Genomic DNA, 21,880 nt, shown 5'->3' on the forward strand with positions numbered 1-21,880 from the left:
CATGAGTACGGTCCCGGGCAACACCGCCGCGGGCGCCCCGGACGGGGCACCGCCCGGGCGCCGCCACGAACCGGACCTCCGGGCGATGACACGGATCAACCTGCACCCCATCGCCTCACCGATGCCCCTGGGCTTCTTCACGGTGGCGATCGCCTCCGTGATGACGGGCTGCCTACAGCTCGGGGTCTTCGAGGCCGCCGACCGCAGGGCCGTCGCCCTGTGCGTGCTGCCCGCCTTCGCCCTCCAACTCCTGGTGAGCTTCCTCGCGTTCGGCGCCCGAGACGTGATCGCGGCCACCCTCATGGGCACGTTCGCCGGCAGCTGGCTGGCGTACGCCCTCGTGACGGGAACCGGCGCGGCCGGCGGCCACCGGGTGCTGGGCGTGTTCAATCTGGCACTGCTGTGCTTCGGGGCGCTGATGGCCCTCGTGACCCGGCCCAAGCGGGCCCTGTGGCTGGTCATCGTGGTTTCCCTGCCGCGCTGGGCGGCCACCGGCCTGGCGGGGCTGACCGGGGCCGAATGGCCCGGACAACTGGCGGGAGCCCTCGGCCTCCTCGTGGCCCTGGTCGCCACCTACGCCGCCTTCGCCCTGATGCTGGAGGACATGCGCGGCGAACAGGTACTGCCCATCGGCCGCAGCGGCCCCGCCCACACCGCGGTCGAGGGGGACCTCGTCGTGCAACTGCGGAACCTGGAACGCCAGGCCGGGGTACGGCGCACCCTGTGAGATGGTCATTCGCCCCGGGCGCCGCACTGCCACTCCCGGGGCGACATGCCGTAGGCGGCGCGGAAGGCCCGGCTGAAGTGGGACGGGTTCGTGAACCCCCAGCGCTGGGCGACCGCGGTGACCGCCGGCGCCGACCCCGTCTGCCGCGACAGGTCGCGCCGGCACCGCTCCAGCCGCTCCTGCCGGATCCAGCGGCCCACCGTGGTCCCCTCCGGCTGGAAGAGCTTGTGCAGGTACCGCACCGAGATGTGGTGCGCGGCCGCGATGCGCTCCGGCGACAGGTCGGGATCGGCCAAGGACGTGAGGACGTACGCCTTGACGCGCGCCAGCATGCCCCGAGCCGTGTCCGAGGCGTACGGATCCAGCCGCCCCTGCCGCTCGCGCACCAGCACGGTCAGCAGGTCCATGGCGGTCATGGCGAGCTGCTGGCCCGTGTACGCGTCGAAGCCGGAGGCCCGCTCGGCCAGCCGCCCCAGGAAGCCGGCGACCAGCCCGGAGGTCCCGCCGTCACCGCTGAAGACCGTGCCGGTGACCGCCCGCAGATCCGACTCCGGTACGCCCAGCCCGCTCTTGGGGACCCGGATCGCCGTGAAGCGGAAGTGGTCCGGCTGCTCCCGCTCGTACGGGCGTCCGGCGTCCGAGCAGGTGAAGGTCCCGGGCCCGACCAGGGCCCGGCGGCCGTCCTGGGTCAGCCGCGCGGTGCCGGTGTGCTGGAAGGTGACGGTGAGGAACTCCTCCCCGCCCCGGGAGATCAGCCGCCGGTTGCGCGACACGCTCTGCCGGCCCGCCTGGACCACCGAGATCTGCAGGGGACCGAGACGTTCGCTGGCGATGCTCCATGCGGACGGCACGGGTTCGTGCAGGGTGACGTCGAGGGGGATGAACGTCTCCGACACCAGGTTGTGCCAGTAGTCCGCCCGTTCGTACGGGGACAGCAGCGAGGTGGTGAATACGACGCTCATGGGAACTCCGAGGGGGGTGGGGCGCTTTCCTCCCCCCAGTCTCGGAACGACCACCGCCGCTGCCATCCGTCACATGACTTGCCCTGTGCCTCAGCCGCGCGCCTCAGCCCCGTGCCTCAGCCCTGTGCCTCAGTCGCTCGACTCCGGCTCCACCACGTCCCGCAGCCGGCCGCGCGAGGTGACGCCCAGCACCGGGAAGGCCTGGTAGAGGTGGGTGCCGACGGTCCGCGGCGAGAGGAACAGGCGCTCGCCGATCTCGCGGTTGGTCAGGCCCTCGGCCGCCAGCCGGACGATCCGCTGACGCTGCGGCGTCAGGGTCCGGAACGCGCTGCGCGGGGCGGATTCGACGGCCACGCCGGCTGCGCGCAGCTCGGCCTGTGCCCGCTCGCTCCAGTGCACCGCCCCCAACCCCTCGAAGATCTCACGGGCTTTGATCAGGGCGGCCCGGGCCTCGGCGATCCGGCGCTGCCTGCGCAGCCACTCCCCGTACTCCAGCCAGGTCTGGGCGTGTTCGAAGGGCCAGCGGTGGCCGGCCGGGTCCGCCAGCGCGCTCTCGAAGGACGGGCCGGCCGCGGCCGGATCGGCGAGCAGCGCCCGGGCCCGGCCCAGGAGCTGCCGCAGCCGGGCGGAGCCGCCGCCGGCGACCACGGCGGTGACCTGCTCCAGGGCGGCCGAGGCGGCTTCGGCGCGGCCGATGAGCACCGCGGCCGCCGCGTAGTCGGCGACGGCGTAGCACGACAGGTGGTAGTGGACGGGCGCTCCCTCCCCGTCGAACAGGGCGCGGAAGTGCCGGAAGGCCGAGGCGTGGTCACCGAGTGCCGTGGCGGCGAGACCCGCCGCCCGGCGGGCGCGGACGACGGCGCCGAGCACCCCGGCCGGCTCCGTGACGGCGAGGGCGGCCGTCGCGTGCCGTACGGCGAGCTCCGGTTCGCCGGTGAGCGCGCACAGGGTGGCCAGGACGGTCAGCGCCCGCGCGGAGCCGTGCGTGTGGACACCGCCCAGGAACCGGCCGGCGAGCCGCTCGACACCGAGCCGGGCGTCCGCCCATCGGCCCCGGTCCAGATTGGCCCAGGCCAGATCGGCGGCGGTCATCCCGGCGTGGAAGGCGTCGGCGTCCTCCCATTGCGGGTTGGCCACCTCACGGAGCAGGCTCACCGCCGTCTCGGTCTCGTCGAGGATCATGCAGAGCACGCCGAGCGTATGGTTCTCGGTGGGCGCGCGGCCCGGCGCGGAGGTGACGGCGGGCAGGTGCGACCGGACCAGCTCGCCCTTGCCGAAGGGGTCCGTGACACCGGCGTCCCAGAGGTGGAAGGGATGCGGCGGGGTCGGCCCCGTCAGGTCGCGGCCGGCCAGCAGCCGCAGCACGCGCTCGCGCTGGACCGGACTGCCCGAGTGGTAGGCGATCCCGGTGACGATCGTGGAACTGCCCTCGTCGAGGTGCGCCACGTCGGGCAGGGTGTCGGGGGCGATCAGGGCGAACGCCCGCTCCATCCGCATCATCAGCATCTCCACCAGGGCGGTGAGCGCCGATATCCAGGGCGTCGCCGCCGGGTCCTCGTTGACCGAGGCGGCCTTCGCCGCGAGCTCCTCCGCCCGGTCGATGTCGCCCGTCAGGATGCCCGCGTACGCCGCCGTCGTCAGCAGCCGGGTCTGCTCGGCAGGGCTGGCGTTCAGCTGCGCGGAGCGTTCCAGGCCGGCCAGGGCCTCGGCGAGCGCGCCGCGGGTGAACGCCCGCATGGCGGTGGCCTCGAGCGCGGCGGACACCGTCGCGTCCGGTTCCACCGTAGCGGCCGACAACTGCCAGGCCCGCCGGTCGGGATCGCCGTCGAGCGAGGCCGCCAGCGCCAGGTGGGTCCGCCGGCGCTCGGCGAACGGGGCGGCCCCGTAGATCGCGGAGCGGACCAGGGGATGCCGGAAGTCGATGCGGTCGCTGTGCAGCCGGACGAGGCCCGCCCGCTCCGCAGGCAGCCAGACGTCCATGTCCGTGCCCGGCGGCAGGGCCGCCAGTACGCCGGCCGGCCCGACGCCCTCGGCCGCCGCCGCGACCAGCAGCGCGGTCCGCGTCGCCGCGGGCAGCTCGTCCACCTGGGCGGCGAAGGTCTGCTCCAGCAGCTCGGTGACCGGGAGGTGACCGGCCGCGTGGAGCCCGGTCGTCTGGAGCACGGCCGTCCGGGGCCCGTCCGTCCGGAGCACGCCGTCGCGGGCCGCCGAGCGCGAAAGCTCCACCAGGGCCAGCGGGTTGCCCGCGGCGGTCTCCAGCACGCGGCGCCGGGCGGCCCCCAGGGGCGGATCCGGCTGCGCGCCGATCAGTTCCTCGGCCTCGGCCGGCGACAGCGCGGGCACCACCAGCTCCGGGACCGACCGGTCCAGCCACTCCGGTCGGCAGGTACCGCGCGAGGCGACGAGCAGCCCGATCGGCTCGCCCGCGAGACGTCGGGCGAGGAACCCCAGTACCTGGCAGCTCCCGCGGTCGATCCACTGGGCGTCGTCGACGACGAGCAGCACCCGCCCGGCCGACGCGACGTGCGAGACCAGGGTCAGTACGGCCAGGCTCATCATCATGGGGTCGGGCGGGGCCGGGTCGTCGCCCAGGCCGAAGGCCGCCATCAGGGCTCCGCGCTGACGGACCGGCAGGTCGTCGGCCCGGTCCAGCACGGGCAGCAGCAACTGGTGCAGCCCCGCGAAGGCCAGCTCGGTCTCCGCCGCGTTGCCGCGGACGCGCAGCACCCGGGTCCCCGCCGCGAGCGCGTCGTCGACGGTCGTGTCCAACAGCAGGGTCTTGCCGACCCCGGGCTCACCGAGCAGCAGCAGCGACGCGGTGGCCGCCTTCGGTGACAACGCGGCGGCGATGGTCGCCCGTTCTTCCTGACGCCCGATCAACACGCTTATTCCGAACCTTCTCAACGGGAGGACATCCGCCGTTCGTACACAGGGGCGGACGGCACTCCGGCGAGCATAGTCGGGCCGCGCCGTGGTTCTGACCGGGCGTAACGCACCTCACGGACGGGGTGGTCTCAGGGGCCGCGCCAGATGTTGGCGAACGCCGCGTTCTCGATGGTGCGCCGCTGGCGTACGGCCTCCAGCTCCATCACCGCGTCGTTGACGACGGCCAGGACGGTCGTCACCGCATCGTCACCCGGGCGCGGTTCGGCCTCGGGGTCGCCGCTGCCGATGCCCACGACCGAGGCGAGCGCGGCGAGGACGGGCTCGTCCTCCTCCTGGCGGCCCAGTGCCCGGCGGCGGGCGGGCGTATCGGACAGCTCCAGGCGGTCGGTACCGAAGGGCAGCAGGCCGCGCCGTCCCCGCGTCAGCTCGCCGGCCTCCTCCAGAGCGGCCTGGTATGCCGCGGACAGATCACGGCCGCGGCGCCACAGCCAGTCGTCGACCCGCTCGTACGGCACCTGGCGGGTGAGCGCCGACGCGGCCTCGGCCAGCAAGGGGTCGTGCAGTTCCTGCTCCCCGCCGGGCACGATGCGGTCGCCGTCCAGGGCGGCGGCCTGCGCGTCGAGGAGGTCGATCAGCTCGGCTCCCGCCAGGGCGAGCGACAGGTCGCCCTGCCCGACGGAACGGTCCGGCGGCGGGTCCATCGCGATGATGAACAGGTCTTTCGCCGTGCTCATGAACGGCTCCCCTCGCAATCGGTCGGAAGGCGCGGATACCGGCGGGGGCCAGCCGGCCGGTGGGGCCGGCTGATCACCTACCTATGGTCGCACCAACGCCCGCGACGGCCGACTGGTTCCCGGATCCACCCGGTAGGCCTACTCGTCCAGCAGGGCTTGGCCGACGTAGCCGCCCGGGAGGACGCCGCCGGGGACCACGAACAGCGACGACGCCTCGTGGACCAGGTAGCGGCCGAGTGCATCGCCGCGGGCCAGGCGCTGCTGTACGGGGACGAATCCGGTGCGGGGGTCGGACTGCCAGGCGACGAAGAGCAGCCCGGCGTCCGGTGTGCCGTCCGGGCGCAGGCCGTCGTAGTACGACCAGCCGCGGCGCAGCATGGTCGCGCCGCCGTTGGTGGCGGGTGCGGCCAGCCGGACGTGTGCGTTGTACGCGATCACCGGGACGCCGTCGGGACGGTTGGCCGCGAGGGCGGGGGCGGTGCGTTCGCCGCCGCCGGTGAGCGGGGAGCCGTCGGCGGCGCGGCGTCCGACGGCCTGTTCCCGGTGCTCCAGGGGGAGGGTGTCCCAGTGGTCGAGGAGCATCCGGATCCGGCGGACCACCACGTACGAGCCGCCCACCAGCCACGGCGGCGCACCGGCGGCGGTCACGAGGATCCGGTCGCGCGCGGCGGCACTGGCGGGGGAGGGGTTGGCGGTGCCGTCGAGCTGTCCCATGAGGTTGCGGTGCGTGGGCGCGGTACGGCCGGGCACCGGCGCGGTGGTGAACCCGGACATCACCCAGCGGGTCTTCGCCTCGCCGTGCGCCAGGCGCTGCACGGTGCGCAGGGCGTGCAGGCCGACGAGCGGGTCGTCGGCCGCGATCTGGACGAACAGGTCGCCGCCGCCGCGTGCGGGGTCGAGCTGGTCGTCGGGGAAGGAGGGCAGCGGTGCGAGCGCCTCGGGGCGGGCCGCGGCCAGGCCCACCCGGTCGAAGAAGCTCGCGCCGAAACCGAAGGTGAGGGTGAGCGAAGCGGGCCCGGAGCCCAGCGCGACGCCCGTGTCGACGGCCCGGGAACCCGGTGGGCTGATCTCCTCGCCGACCGGTTCGCCGCGGGTGAGGCGCGCGGCGGCAGTGCTCCAGCGCAGCAGGAGCGCGGTGGCCCGGCCCCGGTCGGTCCGCGCCCCGAAGTCGAAGGCGACCAGGTGGGCGTGGGTCTGACGGGGGTGCAGGATCCCGGCCTGCTGCGGTCCGTGGAAGGGGACGGCCGCCCCCGCGCCGCCCGGCGCGGCCGGGGACTCGCGCACCATGGCCGCGACGAGGGCGCCGCCCGCCGCGGCCCCGAGCCCGGCGGCGCCGAGCAGCGCGCGCCGGGTCAGGGGCTGCCGGCGGCCGGGCGCTCCGGATGCCTCAGTGGGCACCGTCGACCACCGGATCGACGGTGCCGACCCACAACTGGTTCAGTTCGGAGACGTAGCGGCCGCCGCGGGTGTCCTGCGGGACGACCAGGCGCGGGCCGGCCGAGTCCTCGAAGGCCGTCCCGTCCTCGGAAACGGCCAGCAGGACCTGGGACTTGGCGAATCCCGGATCGATTTCGGCCCACGCGAAGACCGCGCGGTAGTCGCCGCCGCCGGTGGCCGCGACCACCCCGCGCAGCTGCCCGTTCTTCTTGCTCTGGTCGAAGCGCGGCTGGGCCGCCTTCAGCACTTCGTGCAGCAGCACGCCCTGGTAGGTGTGCTTCTGGTCGCCCTTGGCGCTGACGAACTCCACCGAGGCCTCGGCCTGGGGCAGCTTGCGCAGGTCGGCCAGGGTGATGGTGTACGGCTTGTCGACCTCGCCCGCGATGCGTACCTCGCCCGGCTTGATCGGAGCCAACGAGGCCTTGGGGGAAGCCGATGTCGATGCCGATGCCGATGCCGATGCCGATGCCGATGCCGATGCCGACGCCGACGCGGGGGCGGACGGAGCGGCCGCGCCCTTCGGGTCGTCGGCCGTGCCGCAGGAGGTGATCAGCAGGGCGGTGGCGGCGGCGGCACACACGTGCGCCACGCGCTGCGCTGCCCGGCCCGCGCGTATCCGGCGGTCTTCGTCCTGCGTCATGCGGATCTCCTGGTCAGCGACTGCCGTCCACCGAGGTCAGAGCGCTTTCTTGAGCGCATCTGCAAGGGAAAATCGGCATGGGGAAGGTGATTTGCCGCGTGAAACATACAGGAGGACTGTCAAATGCCGACAGCGTCGGAAAGGGATTTCGTCAGGGGATCCGTGTCGCCGTCAGCACTTCATGTGGCATTGCACAAAAGGGGAGTCGAGCCGGCCGTGCTGGTGGATTCGACAGGGGGGATGCCCGGTGCGGGGCCCTTTCGTAGACCCGTCCAGTAGGCCCGTCCAGTGGACCCGTCCCGTCGATTCCCCGCCCGGGCGCTGGTTCACTGGCTTCACCCGAGGTCGGGTGCTGGATCCCGCCGTTCCGGGCCGACACCCGGGTGCCGGCGCCGCACCCGGCCCCCGGGTTACCCGGCCCGCACCACCCCTTTGCCCGATACCGCCCCCTCCGTGAGGGAACGCGGCGCCCGCTTCACCCCTCTTGCCTGGTGCGCTACCCACTGGTAGCGCTCCGGACCCGAACGTCCGGACGGGGACGGCGCAGAGGGTTCACGGATTCATGGGTCTGACGAGTGGCACGCTCATGGCGAGCGTCGCATTGTGCACTGCACTGCTGTTCGCCCTCACGGTATGGCTGTGGCCCCGGCTCGGACGCCCGGGCGCCCGCCGGGTGCTGGGGCGCGTCGGGCTGCTCGTGCTCGTGCAGCTGGCGGTCCTCGCCTCGGTCGGTGCCGCGGCCAACCGCACCTTCCTCCTCTACGACTCCTGGGCCGACCTCGCCGGTACGAAGCAGCATGCCCCGGCCGTCCCGGGAGGTGCCGCCGTAGAAGTGCTGGGCCGGCAGGCCCCGGAGGTGCCCGGCGGCCGGAACCCGCAGGTGGGCGGGGTGATCGAGAAGGTGAAGATCCACGGTGAGCGGTCCCGGGCCGCCGCCGAGGCGTACGTGTACCTGCCGCCGGAGTACTTCGACAAGAGCGACGAGCGGCGCAGGTTCCCGGCCGCAGTCGTCCTCACGGGCTACCCGGGCATGGCCGAGAACCTCATCAAGAAGCTGCACTACCCGAGGCTGGCGTGGAGCCTGGCGAAGCAGAAGCGCATGCAGCCGATGGTCCTGGTGATGATGCGGCCCACCATCGCCGCGCCCAACACCCAGTGCGTCGACGTTCCCGGGGGCCCGCAGAGCGAGGCCTTCTTCGGCGCGGACGTCGTCAAGGCGGTCTCCGGCACGTACCGCGTGGGCACGTCGGCGCGGAGCTGGGGCATCATCGGCGACTCCACCGGGGGCTACTGCGCCCTGAAGATGGCGGTGCAGCACCCGGAGGCGTACGCGGTCGGCGTGGGCCTGTCGGCCGAGTACCGGCCCGAGATCGACAAGGACTCCGGCGACCTGTTCAAGGGGAACAAGGACGAGGAGAAGCGGTCCGACCTGCTGTGGCACCTGGACCACCTGCCCCAGGGAAACTCCTCGTTCCTGGTGACCTCCTCGCTGCGGGGCGAGCCGAACTACGGTGAGACGCAGGAGTTCATCCGCAAGGTGAAGGCACCCGCCCACGTCTCGTCGATCATCCTCGACAGTGGTGGCCACAGCTTCAACACCTGGCTGCGGGAGATCCCGCCGGCGCTCGTCTGGACGGGCGCGCGGCTCACGGCCGAGTGAGCCGGCGGCCTCCGGCGGCCTCCGGCAGCGCCGCCCGCGCCCGGGTGAGCCGCGTCTCACCTGACCCCTGCCGCTTGTCTATGCAACGAGTTGCATAGAAAGATCGGGGCATGGCGCTCGACCACGCGATCCTCGTCTCCCTGCTGGAGAAGCCGGGCTCCGGCTACGAGCTGGCCCGCCGTTTCGACCGGTCCATCGGCTACTTCTGGACCGCCACCCACCAGCAGATCTACCGGGTCCTGGCACGTATGGAGGGCAACGGGTTGCTCGCCGTACGCGCGGTCCCGCAGCAGGGCCGGCCGGACAAGAAGGAGTACTCCGTCGCCGGCCCCGGCCGCACCGCCCTCGCGGAGTGGCTGCACGAGCCGATCGAGCCCGAGAGCCTCCGCCACGACCTCGCCGTCAAGATCCGCGGCGCGGCCTTCGACGACCCGGCCGCGCTGATCCACGAGGTCGAGCGGCACCACCGGGCGCACAGCGAACGGCTGGCCCGCTACCTCGCCGGTGAACTGCGCGACTTCACCGGGCCGGACGCCCCCGCACCGCTCGACGCCGGTCAGGAGCTCCAGCACGTCGTGCTGCGCGGCGGCATCGCGTTCGAGCGGATGACGATCGCCTGGCTCGACGACGTCCTCGCCACCCTCCACCGGCTCGGCGGGCCCCCGCCGACCGCCCCCGCCTGAACCTCGTCACGCCGCGGCAGCCGCACCGCCCGCGACCCCGCCGCACGACCCCGCCGCACGGCCCCGCCCCCGTGCAGTTGCCCGGCCCCCTCTCCAGCCCTCCTCCGTCAACCCCTCGGAAGGTGAACCTCCATGGCAGACGCCCTGCTCTTCAACCCGCACACGTACGACCCGGCGCACTTCGACCCCGAGACCCGCAGGCTGCTGCGCGCCACCGTCGACTGGTTCGAGAGCCGCGGCAAGCGCCGGCTGATCGAGGACTACCGCTCCCGTGCCTGGCTCGCCGACTTCCTCGCCTTCTCCGCGAAGGAGGGCCTCTTCGCGACCTTCCTGACCCCGGCCACCGAGGCCGGCGAGGGGGAGTCCGACCAGCGCTGGGACACGGCACGGATCGCCGCCCTGAACGAGATCTTCGGCTTCTACGGCCTCGACTACTGGTACGCCTGGCAGGTCACCATCCTCGGCCTCGGCCCGGTCTGGCAGAGCGACAACGCCGACGCCCGCGCCCGCGCCGCCCAGCTCCTCGCCGAGGGCGAGGTGTTCGCCTTCGGCCTGTCCGAGAAGACCCACGGCGCCGACATCTACTCCACCGACATGCTGCTGCGGCCGTACGTCGACGAAGCCGGTGCCGGCGGCTTCCGCGCGAGCGGCTCCAAGTACTACATCGGCAACGGCAACGCCGCCGGCCTCGTCTCCGTCTTCGGTCGCCGCACCGACATAGAGGGCCCCGACGGCTACGTCTTCTTCGCCGCCGACAGCCGTCACCCCGCGTACCACCTGGTGAAGAACGTCGTCGACTCCTCCAAGTACGTCAGCGAGTTCCGCCTCGACGACTACCCGGTCCGCGCCGAGGACGTCCTGCACACCGGCAAGGCCGCCTTCGACGCCGCCCTGAACACCGTCAACGTCGGCAAGTTCAACCTCTGCACCGCCTCCATCGGCATCTGCGAGCACGCGATGTACGAGGCCGTGACCCACGCGCACAACCGGGTCCTCTACGGCCGCCCGGTCACCGCCTTCCCGCACGTGCGCCGGGAGCTGGCCGACGCGTACGTCCGCCTGGTCGGCATGAAGCTCTTCAGCGACCGCGCCGTCGACTACTTCCGCTCCGCCGGCCCGGACGACCGCCGCTACCTCCTCTTCAACCCGATGACGAAGATGAAGGTGACCACGGAGGGCGAGAAGGTCATCGACCTGATGTGGGACGTCATCGCCGCCAAGGGCTTCGAGAAGGACAACTACTTCGCGCAGGCGGCCATCGAGATCCGCGGACTGCCCAAGCTGGAGGGCACGGTCCACGTCAACCTCGCCCTGATCCTCAAGTTCATGCGCAACCACCTGCTGAACCCGGCCGAGTACCCGGCCGTACCGACCCGGCTCGACGCGGCCGACGACGCCTTCCTCTTCCAGCAGGGCCCGGCTCGCGGCCTGGGCGCCGTGCAGTTCCACGACTGGCGGACCGCCTACGACGCGTACGCCGACGTGCCGAACGTGGCCCGGTTCCGCGAGCAGGCCGACGCGCTCTGCGCGTTCGTGGCCACCGTCGCTCCGGACGAGGAGCAGAGCCGCGACCTCGACTTCCTCCTCTCCGTGGGCCAGCTCTTCGCGCTGGTCGTGTACGGACAGCTGATCCTGGAGCAGGCCCGTCTGACGGACCTGGACGGGTCGGTGCTCGACGAGCTGTTCTCCGTCCTGGTCCGCGACTTCTCCGGCCACGCGGTCGAGCTGTACGGCAAGGACTCCGCGACGGCGGCCCAGCAGGAATGGGCGCTGGGCGCGGTCCGACGTCCGGTCGTCGACGAGGAGCGGGCGGCGCGCGTCTGGGCGCGGGTCGAGGCGCTGTCCGGCACGTACGAGATGGCCCCGTAGGAACGCGGCCTCCGGGGGACCGGCACGGCCCGTCACGGACGGAGCCGGTCCCCCGCTCAGGCCTGCGCGGTGGGGCGTACGACGATGTCGCCCACGTCGACACCGTCCGGCTGCTCGACGGCGAAGGCGACGGCGCGGGCCACCGCGTCCGGCGACAGCGCGGTCTCCATCATCTTGTCGATCCGGGCCCGGGCCTGCGGTCCCATGCGCTCCGTGAAGTCCGTACGGACGGCCCCGGGCGACACGACGGTCACGCGCAGGCGGTCCCCGGCCTCCTGGCGCAGGCCCTCGGAGATCGTGCGCACGGCGTTCTTGGTGCCGGCGTACACCGACTGGAGCGGCACGACGCGCAGACCGGCGGTGGACACGATGTTGACGAAGTGTCCGCAGCCCTGCTCCCGGAAGAGGGGGAGCGCCGCGGCGATCCCGTAGAGGACGCCCTTGAGGTTGACGTCGATCATCTCCTCCCAGTCCTCGACGCGCAGTTCGTCGAGCGGGGAGATGAGTCCGACCCCGGCGTTGCTGACGAGTACGTCGAGCCTGCCGTAACGCTCCCGGGCCAGGTCGACGAGGCCGGTCACGTCGCCGCGCCGCGTCACGTCCGTACGGATCCAGGCGGCCCCACCACCGGCCCGCTCGATCCGTGCGGCGAGCGCCTGGAGGCGCTCGGTGCGCCGTGCGCCGAGGACCACCTTCGCGCCCCGCTCGGCGAGCAGGAGGGCGGTCGCCTCGCCGATGCCGCTGCCGGCGCCGGTGATGGCGACGACCTTTCCCGCAATACCAGTGATGTCCGCGATCCCCGAGAGTTGCGCAGTTCCCGACATGACGGGCCGTCCCTTCGGAAGAGGAAGAAGAGGAAGGGCAGGCCGAGGGCATGCCCTAGAGTGAAAGTGGAGGCGCCGCCACTTCAGCTCACACTAAGTGGAGGCTCCTCCACTTAGCAAGTGAGGAACGAGGGAGCCGCTGATGGCCGCAGATGCAGGACGCCCGCTGAGGGCCGACGCGCAGCGCAACCGGGACAAGATCCTGGCTGCCGCGGTGCGCGTGTTCACCGAGCAGGGGTTGGAAGCGCACTTCGAGCGCATCGCCAAGGAGGCCGGTGTGGGCACCGGCACCCTCTACCGCAACTTCCCCACCCGGGAAGCCCTGATCGAGGCGGCCTACCGCAACGAGGTCGCGCGCCTGTGCGACTCGGTCCCCACCCTCCTGGAGACCCTGCCGCCGTACGAGGCCCTGCGCGCCTGGACGCGCCGCTTCATCGACTACGCCACCGCCAAGATGGGCATGGCCGACGCGATGCGCGCCGTCCTCGCGGCGGGTACCAACCCCTACGCCGACAGCCGCCGGATGATCCAGGACGCCCTCACGTCCCTCATGGAGGCCTGCACCGCCGCAGGTGCGATCAGGTCCGACATCAGCTCGACCGACATGTTCGCCGCCCTCGCCGGCATCGCCCTCACCTCGGCCGGCCCCGAGCAGCGGGCCCAGGCCGAACGCCTCCTCGACCTCAACCTGGACGGACTGTGCTTCCCGCTGGTGCAGGGGCGCGCGGGAGGTGCCGGAGGGTCGTCCTGAGACACCCCCGGGGCGTGCCGCCGAGGTCGTCAGGCGGTTCGCACACCGCGTGAGTCACTGCGACCATGCGCAACTCGCCGCGCTGGAGGCTTTCGTCCGCTCGCTGCCCCGCCTCCCCGCTCCAGGAGTCTTCGTGCAGCCGCCGTGGCCGTACAGCCGCCCCGCCGAGACCAGGCTTGCCGCCGTGCTCGGTGGGCTGATCCGCAATCGCGGCTTCGGCATCCGCGAACTGCCGTTCGTGGGACTGTCCTTCAGCACGCTGAACGAGATGGTGCGGCGCAGCGACCCCAGTCCGCACCGCTGGCAGCTGCTGTCCGCCGTAGCAGGACCGCTGGGCTGGACCCTGCCCGATCTCTTCGCGGTTGCCGACGAGCCGTACGCGAAGGAGATCGCTCCGATGGTGCACTGCCACCACCTCGGACGGGTCTACGCAGCGGCCGTCCCCTTGACCACCGCCCAGTTGATCGCGAGCGTGGAGGAGGCGGACCGACTGGACGTGCGTGAGGCCCGTGGTGCATGGCAGCCCGTCTCCCAGGGCTTCGTCGAGGAGTGCCCGGACCTCCCCTGACGACGAGGACTGCCCCGGTGCCTTCCGGCAGGGCGGGCCGCCCCGTCATGAGGCGGGCACGATCAAGGCCCCCGGCCCGGGCGGCCCCCGGACTCCCGGTTCACCCGGCCCGGGCGAGGAAGAGGTCGCTGAAGTGGTCCATCTCGATGCCGCCGCCGTGGGCGTCGAGGACCTGCGCCGTGTCGGTCGGGCGGCAGGACGCGGTAGCGGGAGAGCGGGGCCGCGTAGCCCAGGTAGCGGCCGGTGTCGTCGTGCTGCTCCTGCCGGTACCGGACGGCACGCAGGTCGGTGAAGCGCCCGTCGCGGCGGCATTCCTGCTCGGGCCAGCCGGGCTGCCCGGCCCGGTTCCCGGGCACGTCGCCGTAGGCGGAGGCCGGTTCACGGTGCGGCGACCGGTCACCCGCTTGTCGCGCACCCCTGCGGGTTCCAGAACAACGCCACCGCCCCGCCCGGCGCGAGGGCGTCCCGGACCAGGTCCCGGCGCCGCACCGGGTCCACCCAGTGCCAGGACGCGGCGGCGAAGAGCAGCCCGGAGCGGCGGCCGCCGGGCCGCCGCTCCGCGAAGCTGCCGCCGTGCACCCGGACCCCGGGGTGGCGCGAGGTGTTGCGGCGGAGCACCCGGGCCATGCGCGGATCGGGCTCGATGCACACCACGGACGGGCCCGGCGCCGCGAACGCCACCGTGGCCTTGCCGGTCCCCGCGCCGACCTCCACGGCCGTGCGCCCACCCGGATCCGCGTACGCGAGCACCTCCGCCGCCAGCGCGTCCGCGTATCCCGGGCGGGCGGCGGCGTAGAGCTCGGCCACCTCCCCGAACACCTGACTGCGCGCCATGTCGACCTGTCCCCACGCAGTCATCCCGATCCCCGCCTCCCCGCTCGGCCGGCGACCGCCCTACCGACGGAGACGGAGACGGAGACGGAGACGGGGACGGGGACGGGGGCCAAGGGCTCAGGCGAGCGTGTCCGCCAGCAGCTTCGCGGTCCTGGCGATCAGCGTGTTGTCGCGCGGCGCCGTCGCCTCCGGCATGGTCGAGAGGATCGCCAGGACCAAAGGCGGGCGCCCCGGGGGCCACGCGATGCCCACGTTGTTGTTGGTCCCGTACGAACCGGCCCCCGTCTTGTCCCCGACGGCCCAGTCCTTCGGCAGGCCGGCCCGGAGGCGATCGCCGCTGGTGGTGTTCGACAACAGCCACCGGTTCAGCTGCTCCCGGTCCCCGATTTCCAGCGCGTCGCCGAGCGAGAGGCGGGCGTACGTCCGCCCGATCGCGCGGGGGCTGGTCGTGTCCGTCTCCCGCCACGGCTCGGCCGTGTTCAGCTCGGGCTCCCACCGGTCGAGCCGGGTCGTACGGTCGCCCAGCGAGCGGCAGAAGCGGGTGATCGTGGTGGGGCCGCCGAGCTCGCGCAGCAGCAGGTTGGCGGCCGCGTTGTCGCTCTGGGCGATGGCGGCCGAGCAGAGTTCCGCCACGGTCAGGCCGCCCGCGACGTTCTCGGGCCGCTCCGTGATCGACCCGCCGCCCGCGTCCGTGACGTCCTGGAGCGTGTAGTGGATGCGCTGGGCGAGACGGGTGCCGTCGTGGTCGAGGTCCCGCAGCACGGCCGCGGCCGCCAGCGTCTTGAACACCGAGCACATGGGGAACGGTTCGTCGGCCCGGTGGACCACGGTCCGGCCGGTGCCGGTGTCCAGCGCGTACACGCCCAGCCGCGCCCCGTATTCGCGTTCCAGCGCGCGCAGCCCCGCCACCGGTGCGGCGGCACGGGCCGTGCCCACCGGTAGTGCGGCGGCCAGGGCCACCCCCGCACCCACGCTCAGCAGCGCGCGTCGGGACGTCGATGTGTCCGGGATCCTCACGTCAGGTTCTCCTCTTCCTCGCCGGTCATATGCCCTCGAAGACGCCGAACGTGATCAATTCGGTTCCCCGTCATTGATCTCCCGGCGAGGTGTACTAGTGGTACACCCTGCTGGTGTGTACCGTAAGTACATGACTCCGCTCCCTCGATTCCACCGCCTGCCGGCCGAGCGACAGGAGGCGATCCTCGCCGTCGCCCGTGTGCACTTCGCCGAGCACGGCCCCGCGTCCGCCTCGTACAACAAGATCATCGAGGCCGCAGGCTTCTCGAAGACCGCCGCCTACCAGTACTTCGACGGCCGTGAGGACCTCCTCGCCGCCGTCCTCGACGACGTGCTCGACCGCCTCCTCGGTGTGCTCGGCCCGTGGACCCCGGCCCGCGACGAGGCCGACTTCTGGGCCCGGCTGGAAGCCGGATCGAGTGCCCTGGTCACCCACTTGCGCGCCCACCCGGACGATCTGGCCCTCGCCGACGCCGCCGTCGGTCGGGCTCGGGGCGAGGTCTGGCTCGGCTGGTTCGGGGCCGTGGTCGTGGACGGACAGCGCCTCGGATTCATCCGGACGGACGTGGACGCGGCCCTGCTGGCCGGAGCGACCGCGGCCGTGATGCGGGCGGCCGACGAATGGGCGCTCACCGCACTGCGCACGGCGCAGCCGACGGAACCCGCGTCGCCCGGGAACGAGCAGGTCTGGAGCCTGCTGCGGGGGCTGTGGAACGGCGGCACGGACGGAGGAGCGGGGCGTGCGCACTGATCTGGAGATCCACTGGGAGATACCGCCCACCTCCCCGGGGCCGCTGGGCCGCCTGGAACGGTTCATGGGGCCGGGCAAGTCCCGCTCCGAGTCGGCGGTGGAGATCCTCGGCGCGGGCGGGTGCGCGGTGCTGCTCGCGGCCGGTGTGTGGTCGTCGGGGATCCACCGTGACTGGAACGGACTCCAGTGGGTGGTGGTGGTGCTGATCGGCCTCGATCTGCTCGGGGGGATCCTCACCAACGCCACGAACTCCGCCAAGCGCTGGTACCACCGCCAGGACCCCGGGGCCCGGCGCGCCCGCCTGCTCTTCGTCGGCGCGCACGTGCTCCACCTCGCCGCGATGGGCCTGCTGGTGCTCGGCGGGGACCGCGGTTGGACGCTGGGCAACACGGCGCTGCTGCTCTGCGCCGCCGTGGTCGTGGAGTTCGCGCCCGTCCATCTCAAGCGCCCGGTGGCCATGGCCTGTTACTCCGCGGCCGTGGTGGTCAACCTGTTCTGGCTGCCCGTGCCCGCCGCCCTCGCCTGGTTCGCACCGCTCTTCTTCCTGAAGCTCCTGGTGTGCCACCTCGTACCGGAGGCACCGCTGGAACGGCGGCGCGATGTCTGAGCCCGACGCGGGTCCCGGCCCCGGCCCCGACGCCGACGCCGACGCCGGTGCCAGTGCCAGTGCCGGTGGCAGTGCCGGGCCGGACCGCCTGGACCGCGACGACGCCCCGCCGCCCGCGCGGTGCGCGCCCGTACTGGCCGCCGCCTTCGTCCGCGAACCCGCCATGACCTGGATCGCGGGCGGATCAGACCGCGCACGGCGGGCATGGTTCAGTGCCACGCTGCGTACGCACGCCACGCTCCCCGGAGCCCGCCGCCACCTGCTGACCGACGGCGCCGGGCGGCCCGTCGCCGCCGCCGTCCTCACCCCGCCGGCCGCCGTCCCCTCGGGTGCGGCGCGGGCGGCCTGGGCGGCCCGCACCCTGGTGGGCTGCGGCCCGCGCACCCTGGTGCGGACGCTGCGCTACCTGCACGCCGCCGAGGCCGGGATCCCAGCCGGGGCCTGGACCCTCGAGTTCATCGGCGTGCAGCCCGAGGCGGCCGGGCGGGGTGCCGGAGGGCGGCTCCTCGGCCACCTGCTCGCCGCGACCCCCGCGCCCGGCGGCATCTTCCTCACCACCGCCGACGAGGCGAACGTCCGGCTCTATCACCGCTTCGGCTTCACCGTCCTGCGGCGCCTGACGGTGGGCCCGCTGAAGGTGACGGCGATGTGGCGGCCGGCCTAGGCCCTGTCGTCAAGGTCCCGTCGGGCCCGCGGCGTCCGGCACCGCACACGGCCGCGTTGTCGGGGCGCCCGAGTACGTCCAGTACACGGGCGCCCCTCCGTCTTGCGATGCTTCCCCTCGGCCCTGCGGGCCTGGGGAGGCCCCATGGCACCGGACGCCGCGGGCTCGGCCGACGCCACTTTGGCGACGGGACCCAGCCCGAGCCGACGTGTCCTAGCAGATGAGGGCAGCCGCGCGAAGGGACCGCCGCGCCGCTTTTCGGCCGTGTTCGTGAACAAGGCCGAATATCGTTAATAACCCCGGCAAACCACCTGCGATGCAAGATCACTGCATCGAGGTAATGCCAACGGTTTTCAGGCTCAAGGCGGGCGTACCGGCCGTTACTGTTCCCCCGGATCTGGACGGATTCCCGGATAATTCGCCCCCTTTTTTTCCTCGTTCCTCGGTGACGCGCGCATCCGCCGATCACCACCCTTACGAAGGAGAGCTCGCCCGATGACCGTTGACACCAGCCCGGAAGCCCAGCTGGAGCCGCCGCGGCAGTCCAGCCTGAGCACGGCGGCTGCCCGCAACCTTGCCAGCACGACCAAGTCCGCCCCGCAGATGCAGGAGATCACCTCCCGCTGGCTGCTGCGGATGCTTCCCTGGGTGGAGACCAAGGGCGGCACCTACCGGGTCAACCGCCGGCTGACGTACACCGTGGGCGACGGCACCATCGAGTTCGTCCAGGACGGCGCGAACGTCCGGGTGATCCCGCGCGAGCTCGGCGAACTGGCCCTGCTGCGCGGCTTCGAGGACGACGAGGTGCTGACCGCGATCGCGGGCCGGTGCGTCCAGCGCGACTTCCGGGCCGGTGAGGTGATCGTCGAGCGCGGTACCCCCGCCGACCAGATCCACCTGATCGCCCACGGCCGGATCAGCCAGACCTCCGTCGGCAAGTACGGCGACGACGTCGCCGTCGCCGTACTCGCCGACGGCGACCGCTTCGGTGAGAACGCCCTGCTGGACGCGGACGCCACCTGGGACTACACGGCCACCGCCGAGACCCCCGGCATCCTGCTCACCCTCTCCCGCGGCGACTTCGCCTCCGTGCTCGCCGCGGCGCCGCAACTCCAGGACCACATCAACCGGTTCAGCTCGCTTCCGCACCAGCGCCAGAACCGGCACGGCGAGGCCGAGATCGCGATGTCCGCCGGCCACACCGGTGAGGCCGACCTGCCCGGCGCCTTCGTCGACTACGAGCTCAAGCCCCGCGAGTACGAACTCTCCATCGCGCAGACCGTGCTGCGGATCCACACCAGGGTCGCCGACCTCTACAACGGGCCGCACAACCAGACCGAGGAACAGCTCCGGCTCACCATCGAGGCGCTGCGCGAGCGCCAGGAGCACGAGCTGATCAACAGCCGGGACTTCGGTCTGCTCCACAACGCCGCCTTCAAGCAGCGGATCCAGACCCACTCCGGCCCGCCGACCCCGGACGACCTCGACGAGCTGCTCTGCCGCCGCCGCGGTTCCAAGTTCTTCCTTGCCCACCCCCGGACGATCGCCGCGATCGGGCGCGAGTTCAACGCCCGCGGGCTCTACCCGGACCACGTCGACGTCGGCGGGCAGTCGGTCCCGGCTTGGCGCGGGGTCCCGATCCTGCCCTGCAACAAGATCCCGATCAGCAAGGAGAACACCAGCTCGGTGCTCGTCATGCGAACCGGCGAGGACAACCAGGGCGTCATCGGTCTGCGCCAGACCGGCCTGCCGGAGGAGTACGAGCCGGGCCTCTCGGTGCGCTTCATGGGGATCAGCGAGCAGGCGATCATCTCCTACCTGGTCACCACCTACTTCTCCGCCGCCATCCTGGTGCCCGACGCGCTCGGTGTGCTGGAGAACGTGCAGATCGCCCGCAGGCGGGACTAAGAGGACCTGCCCGACGGCCGTGACAGCCAGGACCCCTGCCTGTCCTGGCCCGCCGAGCACGCCCGGGATCCGGGACAACCCACTTACCTTCCCGAGGAGTTACGGATGCCCGATCCTGGGCCTTCCCCCCTGCAGTCGAGCCTGCCCGCCGCCGTGGCGTCCTTCGGGGCCCACGTCCTCGCCAACGCCCTCGCCGTCGGCGTCGAACCCGTCGGCGCGGGGCCCGTCGAGCCCCCTCCGCCGCCTTCGCCCGCCCCGCCGACGGGACCGCCCGCCCTGACCCCCGTACCCGCACCCGTACCCGACGAGGGTGCGGCCGCGGCCGCCGCGCCGCAGCCGAGTGCCGCCCTCGAACGGATCCTGCGCGGGCCCAGCGGTCTGGGCACGGCGAGCCTGCACTGGGCCCGGAGCGAGGAACCCGCGGCAGCCGGGGCGGCAGCCGCGGCGCCCGCCGGGCCCGCGCCGGCGGCGGGCAACCCGATCCCGGGCCTCTACTACCACCCGGTGCCGGAGCCCGATCCGGTGCGGGTGGAGGAGCTCAGCCGCCGGATCAAGGCCTGGGCGCTGGACGAGGTGTCGCTCTACCCGGAGGACTGGGAGGACCAGTTCGACGGATTCTCCGTCGGGCGCTACATGGTCGCCTGCCATCCGGACGCCCCCAGCATCGAGCACCTGATGCTCGCCACGCGGCTGATGGTCGCCGAGAACGCGGTCGACGACTGCTACTGCGAGGACCACGGCGGCTCGCCGGTCGGTCTCGGCGGGCGGCTGCTGCTGGCGCACACCGCCCTCGACCCCGTCCACACGACGAAGGAGTACGCGCCGGACTGGGAGGCGTCGCTCCTCTCGGACGCTCCCCGGCGCGCCTACCGCTCCGCCATGGAGTACTTCCTCCAGGCCACCACCCCCTCGCAGGCCGACCGGTTCCGGCACGACATGGCCCGGCTGCACATGGGCTACCTCGCCGAGGGGGCCTGGGCGCAGACGGAGTACGTCCCCGAGGTGTGGGAGTACCTGGCGATGCGCCAGTTCAACAACTTCCGCCCCTGCCCCACCATCACCGACTCCGTCGGCGGCTACGAACTGCCGGCGGACCTCCATGCGCAGCCCGCCATGCAACGGGTGATCGCGCTCGCCGGGAACGCCACGACGATCGTCAACGATCTGTACTCCTACACCAAGGAACTGGCCAGTCCCGGACGGCATTTGAACCTGCCGGTGGTGATCGCCGAACGCGAGGGCCGCTCCGAGAAGGACGCCTACCTGAAGGCCGTCGAGGTCCACAACGACCTGATGCGCGACTTCGAGACCGCGGCCGCCGAGCTCGCCCTCGCCTGCCCCGTCCCGAGCGTCCAGCGCTTCCTGCGCGGGGTGGCCGTGTGGGTCGACGGCAACCACTACTGGCACCAGACCAACACCTATCGCTACAGCCTGCCCGATTTCTGGTAAAGATGGGAATTGTTCATGACTAGCATCGATCTCACCGCCGCCGGTACCTCCTCCGTGTTCATCCCCGGCCCGGCGACTCCTTATCAAGGTGACATCGCCCGTTACTGGGACCACGAGGCCAGGCCCGTGAACCTCCGTCTCGGCGACGTGGACGGCCTTTACCACCACCACTACGGCATCGGTGACATCGACCACGCCGCCCTCGGCGACACCGAGGACAGCGCATACGAGAAGAAGCTGATCGCCGAGCTCCACCGCCTGGAGTCGGCCCAGGCCGAACTCCTCCTTGAGCACCTCGGCCCCATCGGGCGCGACGACACCCTCGTCGACGCGGGTTGCGGCCGCGGCGGTTCGATGGTCATGGCCCACAAGCGCTTCGGATGCAAGGTGGAGGGCGTCACCCTGTCGGCCAAGCAGGCCGACTTCGCCAACCGGCGCGCCCAGGAACTCGGTATCGACGACCACGTCCGGGCCCGGGTCTGCAACATGCTCAGCACGCCGCTCGAGACCGGGCAGGCCGCGGGCTCGTGGAACAACGAGTCGAGCATGTACGTCGACCTGCACGACCTCTTCGCGGAGCACTCGCGCGTTCTCGAGGTCGGCGGCCGGTACGTGACCATCACCGGCTGCTGGAACCCGAAGTACGGCCAGCCCTCGAAGTGGGTCTCCCAGATCAACGCGCACTTCGAGTGCAACATCCACTCCCGCCGGGAGTACCTGCGTGCGATGGCCGACAACCGTCTCGTCCCGCAGGCCGTCATCGACCTGACCCCCGAGACCCTGCCCTACTGGGAGCTGCGGGCCACGTCCTCGCTGGTCACCGGCATCGAAGAGGCGTTCATCGAGTCCTACAAGGACGGCTCCTTCCAGTACGTCCTGATCGCGGCCGACCGCGTCTGACCCACCGCG

Annotated in this window: 21 protein-coding genes; 12 read left to right on the forward strand and 9 right to left on the reverse strand. The window is 72.3% G+C overall.

What is annotated here, in order from left to right; translation table 11 throughout:
- Position 1 precedes the first annotated feature (1 nt).
- Positions 2–727, forward strand: a complete 726-nt coding sequence (locus OG594_RS41255) for a GPR1/FUN34/YaaH family transporter (RefSeq protein ID WP_266607510.1) — start codon at positions 2–4, stop codon at positions 725–727.
- 5 nt (positions 728–732) lie between these two features.
- On the opposite strand, the gene OG594_RS41260 is transcribed toward OG594_RS41255, so the two are convergent.
- The 5 genes from OG594_RS41260 to OG594_RS41280 all read right to left on the reverse strand — a co-directional run bounded on the left by OG594_RS41260 (position 733) and on the right by OG594_RS41280 (position 7,386).
- A complete protein-coding gene (locus tag OG594_RS41260; protein ID WP_266607511.1) occupies positions 733–1,689 on the reverse strand; it encodes a helix-turn-helix domain-containing protein in 957 nt (318 codons plus the stop codon).
- Between the two features lie 129 nt (positions 1,690–1,818).
- Complete coding sequence (locus tag OG594_RS41265) at positions 1,819–4,572, reverse strand: AAA family ATPase (protein WP_266607512.1); 2,754 nt, start codon at positions 4,570–4,572, stop codon at positions 1,819–1,821.
- A 131-nt stretch (positions 4,573–4,703) separates the two neighbouring features.
- Complete coding sequence (locus OG594_RS41270; protein WP_266607513.1) at positions 4,704–5,309, reverse strand: GPP34 family phosphoprotein; 606 nt, start codon at positions 5,307–5,309, stop codon at positions 4,704–4,706.
- Between the two features lie 138 nt (positions 5,310–5,447).
- A complete protein-coding gene (locus tag OG594_RS41275; protein ID WP_266607514.1) occupies positions 5,448–6,707 on the reverse strand; it encodes a Dyp-type peroxidase in 1,260 nt (419 codons plus the stop codon).
- Positions 6,697–7,386 (reverse strand): molybdopterin-dependent oxidoreductase, encoded by a 690-nt coding sequence (locus OG594_RS41280; RefSeq protein WP_266607515.1) that lies wholly within the window; start codon positions 7,384–7,386, stop codon positions 6,697–6,699. The genes OG594_RS41275 and OG594_RS41280 overlap by 11 nt, the downstream gene beginning before the upstream one ends.
- 562 nt (positions 7,387–7,948) lie before the next feature.
- Between OG594_RS41280 and OG594_RS41285 the strand changes: the two genes are divergently transcribed.
- The 3 genes from OG594_RS41285 to OG594_RS41295 all read left to right on the forward strand — a co-directional run bounded on the left by OG594_RS41285 (position 7,949) and on the right by OG594_RS41295 (position 11,598).
- Positions 7,949–9,046: an esterase family protein gene (locus tag OG594_RS41285; RefSeq protein ID WP_266607516.1), complete on the forward strand. Its 1,098-nt coding sequence runs from the start codon at positions 7,949–7,951 to the stop codon at positions 9,044–9,046.
- A gap of 110 nt (positions 9,047–9,156) precedes the next feature.
- The gene (locus OG594_RS41290; protein WP_266607517.1) at positions 9,157–9,729 is read left to right on the forward strand and encodes a PadR family transcriptional regulator; all 573 of its coding nucleotides are present in this window, start codon (positions 9,157–9,159) and stop codon (positions 9,727–9,729) included.
- 132 nt (positions 9,730–9,861) lie between these two features.
- Positions 9,862–11,598 (forward strand): acyl-CoA dehydrogenase family protein, encoded by a 1,737-nt coding sequence (locus OG594_RS41295; RefSeq protein WP_266607518.1) that lies wholly within the window; start codon positions 9,862–9,864, stop codon positions 11,596–11,598.
- A 56-nt stretch (positions 11,599–11,654) separates the two neighbouring features.
- On the opposite strand, the gene OG594_RS41300 is transcribed toward OG594_RS41295, so the two are convergent.
- A complete protein-coding gene (locus OG594_RS41300) occupies positions 11,655–12,386 on the reverse strand; it encodes an SDR family oxidoreductase (RefSeq protein WP_266608832.1) in 732 nt (243 codons plus the stop codon).
- A gap of 178 nt (positions 12,387–12,564) precedes the next feature.
- On the opposite strand from OG594_RS41300, the gene OG594_RS41305 reads away from it, so the two are divergent.
- Positions 12,565–13,173 (forward strand): TetR/AcrR family transcriptional regulator, encoded by a 609-nt coding sequence (locus OG594_RS41305; protein ID WP_266607519.1) that lies wholly within the window; start codon positions 12,565–12,567, stop codon positions 13,171–13,173.
- Between the two features lie 49 nt (positions 13,174–13,222).
- Positions 13,223–13,741, forward strand: coding sequence for a hypothetical protein (locus tag OG594_RS41310; RefSeq protein ID WP_266607520.1), 519 nt, complete (start codon positions 13,223–13,225; stop codon positions 13,739–13,741).
- A gap of 100 nt (positions 13,742–13,841) precedes the next feature.
- On the opposite strand, the gene OG594_RS41315 is transcribed toward OG594_RS41310, so the two are convergent.
- The 3 genes from OG594_RS41315 to bla form a co-directional block, all read right to left on the reverse strand.
- A complete protein-coding gene (locus tag OG594_RS41315; protein WP_266607521.1) occupies positions 13,842–14,021 on the reverse strand; it encodes a hypothetical protein in 180 nt (59 codons plus the stop codon).
- Positions 14,022–14,137: 116 nt separating this feature from the next.
- Positions 14,138–14,599 (reverse strand): trans-aconitate 2-methyltransferase, encoded by a 462-nt coding sequence (locus tag OG594_RS41320; protein WP_266607522.1) that lies wholly within the window; start codon positions 14,597–14,599, stop codon positions 14,138–14,140.
- A 93-nt stretch (positions 14,600–14,692) separates the two neighbouring features.
- Positions 14,693–15,586 carry a class A beta-lactamase gene (gene bla, locus OG594_RS41325; protein WP_266608833.1) on the reverse strand — a complete coding sequence of 298 codons (894 nt, stop codon included), beginning with the start codon at positions 15,584–15,586 and terminating at the stop codon, positions 14,693–14,695.
- 136 nt (positions 15,587–15,722) lie between these two features.
- Here bla and OG594_RS41330 point away from each other — a divergent pair, with 136 nt between their 5' ends.
- The 6 genes from OG594_RS41330 to OG594_RS41355 all read left to right on the forward strand — a co-directional run bounded on the left by OG594_RS41330 (position 15,723) and on the right by OG594_RS41355 (position 21,871).
- Entirely contained in the window at positions 15,723–16,343 is a 621-nt protein-coding gene (locus OG594_RS41330) for a TetR/AcrR family transcriptional regulator (protein WP_266607523.1), read from the forward strand.
- Positions 16,333–16,950, forward strand: a complete 618-nt coding sequence (locus OG594_RS41335) for a hypothetical protein (RefSeq protein WP_266607524.1) — start codon at positions 16,333–16,335, stop codon at positions 16,948–16,950. Before OG594_RS41330 ends, OG594_RS41335 begins: the two co-directional genes overlap by 11 nt.
- Entirely contained in the window at positions 16,943–17,614 is a 672-nt protein-coding gene (locus OG594_RS41340; protein WP_266607525.1) for a GNAT family N-acetyltransferase, read from the forward strand. The genes OG594_RS41335 and OG594_RS41340 overlap by 8 nt, the downstream gene beginning before the upstream one ends.
- Before the next feature lie 495 nt (positions 17,615–18,109).
- Positions 18,110–19,522: a family 2B encapsulin nanocompartment shell protein gene (locus OG594_RS41345; protein ID WP_266607526.1), complete on the forward strand. Its 1,413-nt coding sequence runs from the start codon at positions 18,110–18,112 to the stop codon at positions 19,520–19,522.
- 105 nt (positions 19,523–19,627) lie between these two features.
- Positions 19,628–20,971, forward strand: a complete 1,344-nt coding sequence (locus tag OG594_RS41350; RefSeq protein WP_266607527.1) for a family 2 encapsulin nanocompartment cargo protein terpene cyclase — start codon at positions 19,628–19,630, stop codon at positions 20,969–20,971.
- Between the two features lie 15 nt (positions 20,972–20,986).
- On the forward strand, positions 20,987–21,871 hold the full coding sequence (locus OG594_RS41355; RefSeq protein ID WP_266607528.1) for a geranyl diphosphate 2-C-methyltransferase: 885 nt from the start codon (positions 20,987–20,989) through the stop codon (positions 21,869–21,871).
- Positions 21,872–21,880 lie beyond the last annotated feature (9 nt).

Origin of the sequence: Streptomyces sp. NBC_01214 (assembly GCF_026340975.1) — a bacterium.
GTDB lineage: Bacteria > Actinomycetota > Actinomycetes > Streptomycetales > Streptomycetaceae > Streptomyces.

Coding starts and splice junctions, on each gene's coding strand:
- OG594_RS41340 (WP_266607525.1), top strand. CDS start 16,943: ATGTCTGAGCCCGACGCGGGTCCCGGCCCCGGCCCCGACGCCGACGCC.
- OG594_RS41355 (WP_266607528.1), top strand. CDS start 20,987: ATGACTAGCATCGATCTCACCGCCGCCGGTACCTCCTCCGTGTTCATC.
- OG594_RS41330 (WP_266607523.1), top strand. CDS start 15,723: ATGACTCCGCTCCCTCGATTCCACCGCCTGCCGGCCGAGCGACAGGAG.
- OG594_RS41285 (WP_266607516.1), top strand. CDS start 7,949: ATGGGTCTGACGAGTGGCACGCTCATGGCGAGCGTCGCATTGTGCACT.
- OG594_RS41295 (WP_266607518.1), top strand. CDS start 9,862: ATGGCAGACGCCCTGCTCTTCAACCCGCACACGTACGACCCGGCGCAC.
- OG594_RS41345 (WP_266607526.1), top strand. CDS start 18,110: ATGACCGTTGACACCAGCCCGGAAGCCCAGCTGGAGCCGCCGCGGCAG.
- OG594_RS41290 (WP_266607517.1), top strand. CDS start 9,157: ATGGCGCTCGACCACGCGATCCTCGTCTCCCTGCTGGAGAAGCCGGGC.
- OG594_RS41270 (WP_266607513.1), bottom strand. CDS start 5,309: ATGAGCACGGCGAAAGACCTGTTCATCATCGCGATGGACCCGCCGCCG.
- OG594_RS41320 (WP_266607522.1), bottom strand. CDS start 14,599: ATGACTGCGTGGGGACAGGTCGACATGGCGCGCAGTCAGGTGTTCGGG.
- OG594_RS41255 (WP_266607510.1), top strand. CDS start 2: ATGAGTACGGTCCCGGGCAACACCGCCGCGGGCGCCCCGGACGGGGCA.
- OG594_RS41350 (WP_266607527.1), top strand. CDS start 19,628: ATGCCCGATCCTGGGCCTTCCCCCCTGCAGTCGAGCCTGCCCGCCGCC.
- OG594_RS41305 (WP_266607519.1), top strand. CDS start 12,565: ATGGCCGCAGATGCAGGACGCCCGCTGAGGGCCGACGCGCAGCGCAAC.
- OG594_RS41280 (WP_266607515.1), bottom strand. CDS start 7,386: ATGACGCAGGACGAAGACCGCCGGATACGCGCGGGCCGGGCAGCGCAG.
- OG594_RS41260 (WP_266607511.1), bottom strand. CDS start 1,689: ATGAGCGTCGTATTCACCACCTCGCTGCTGTCCCCGTACGAACGGGCG.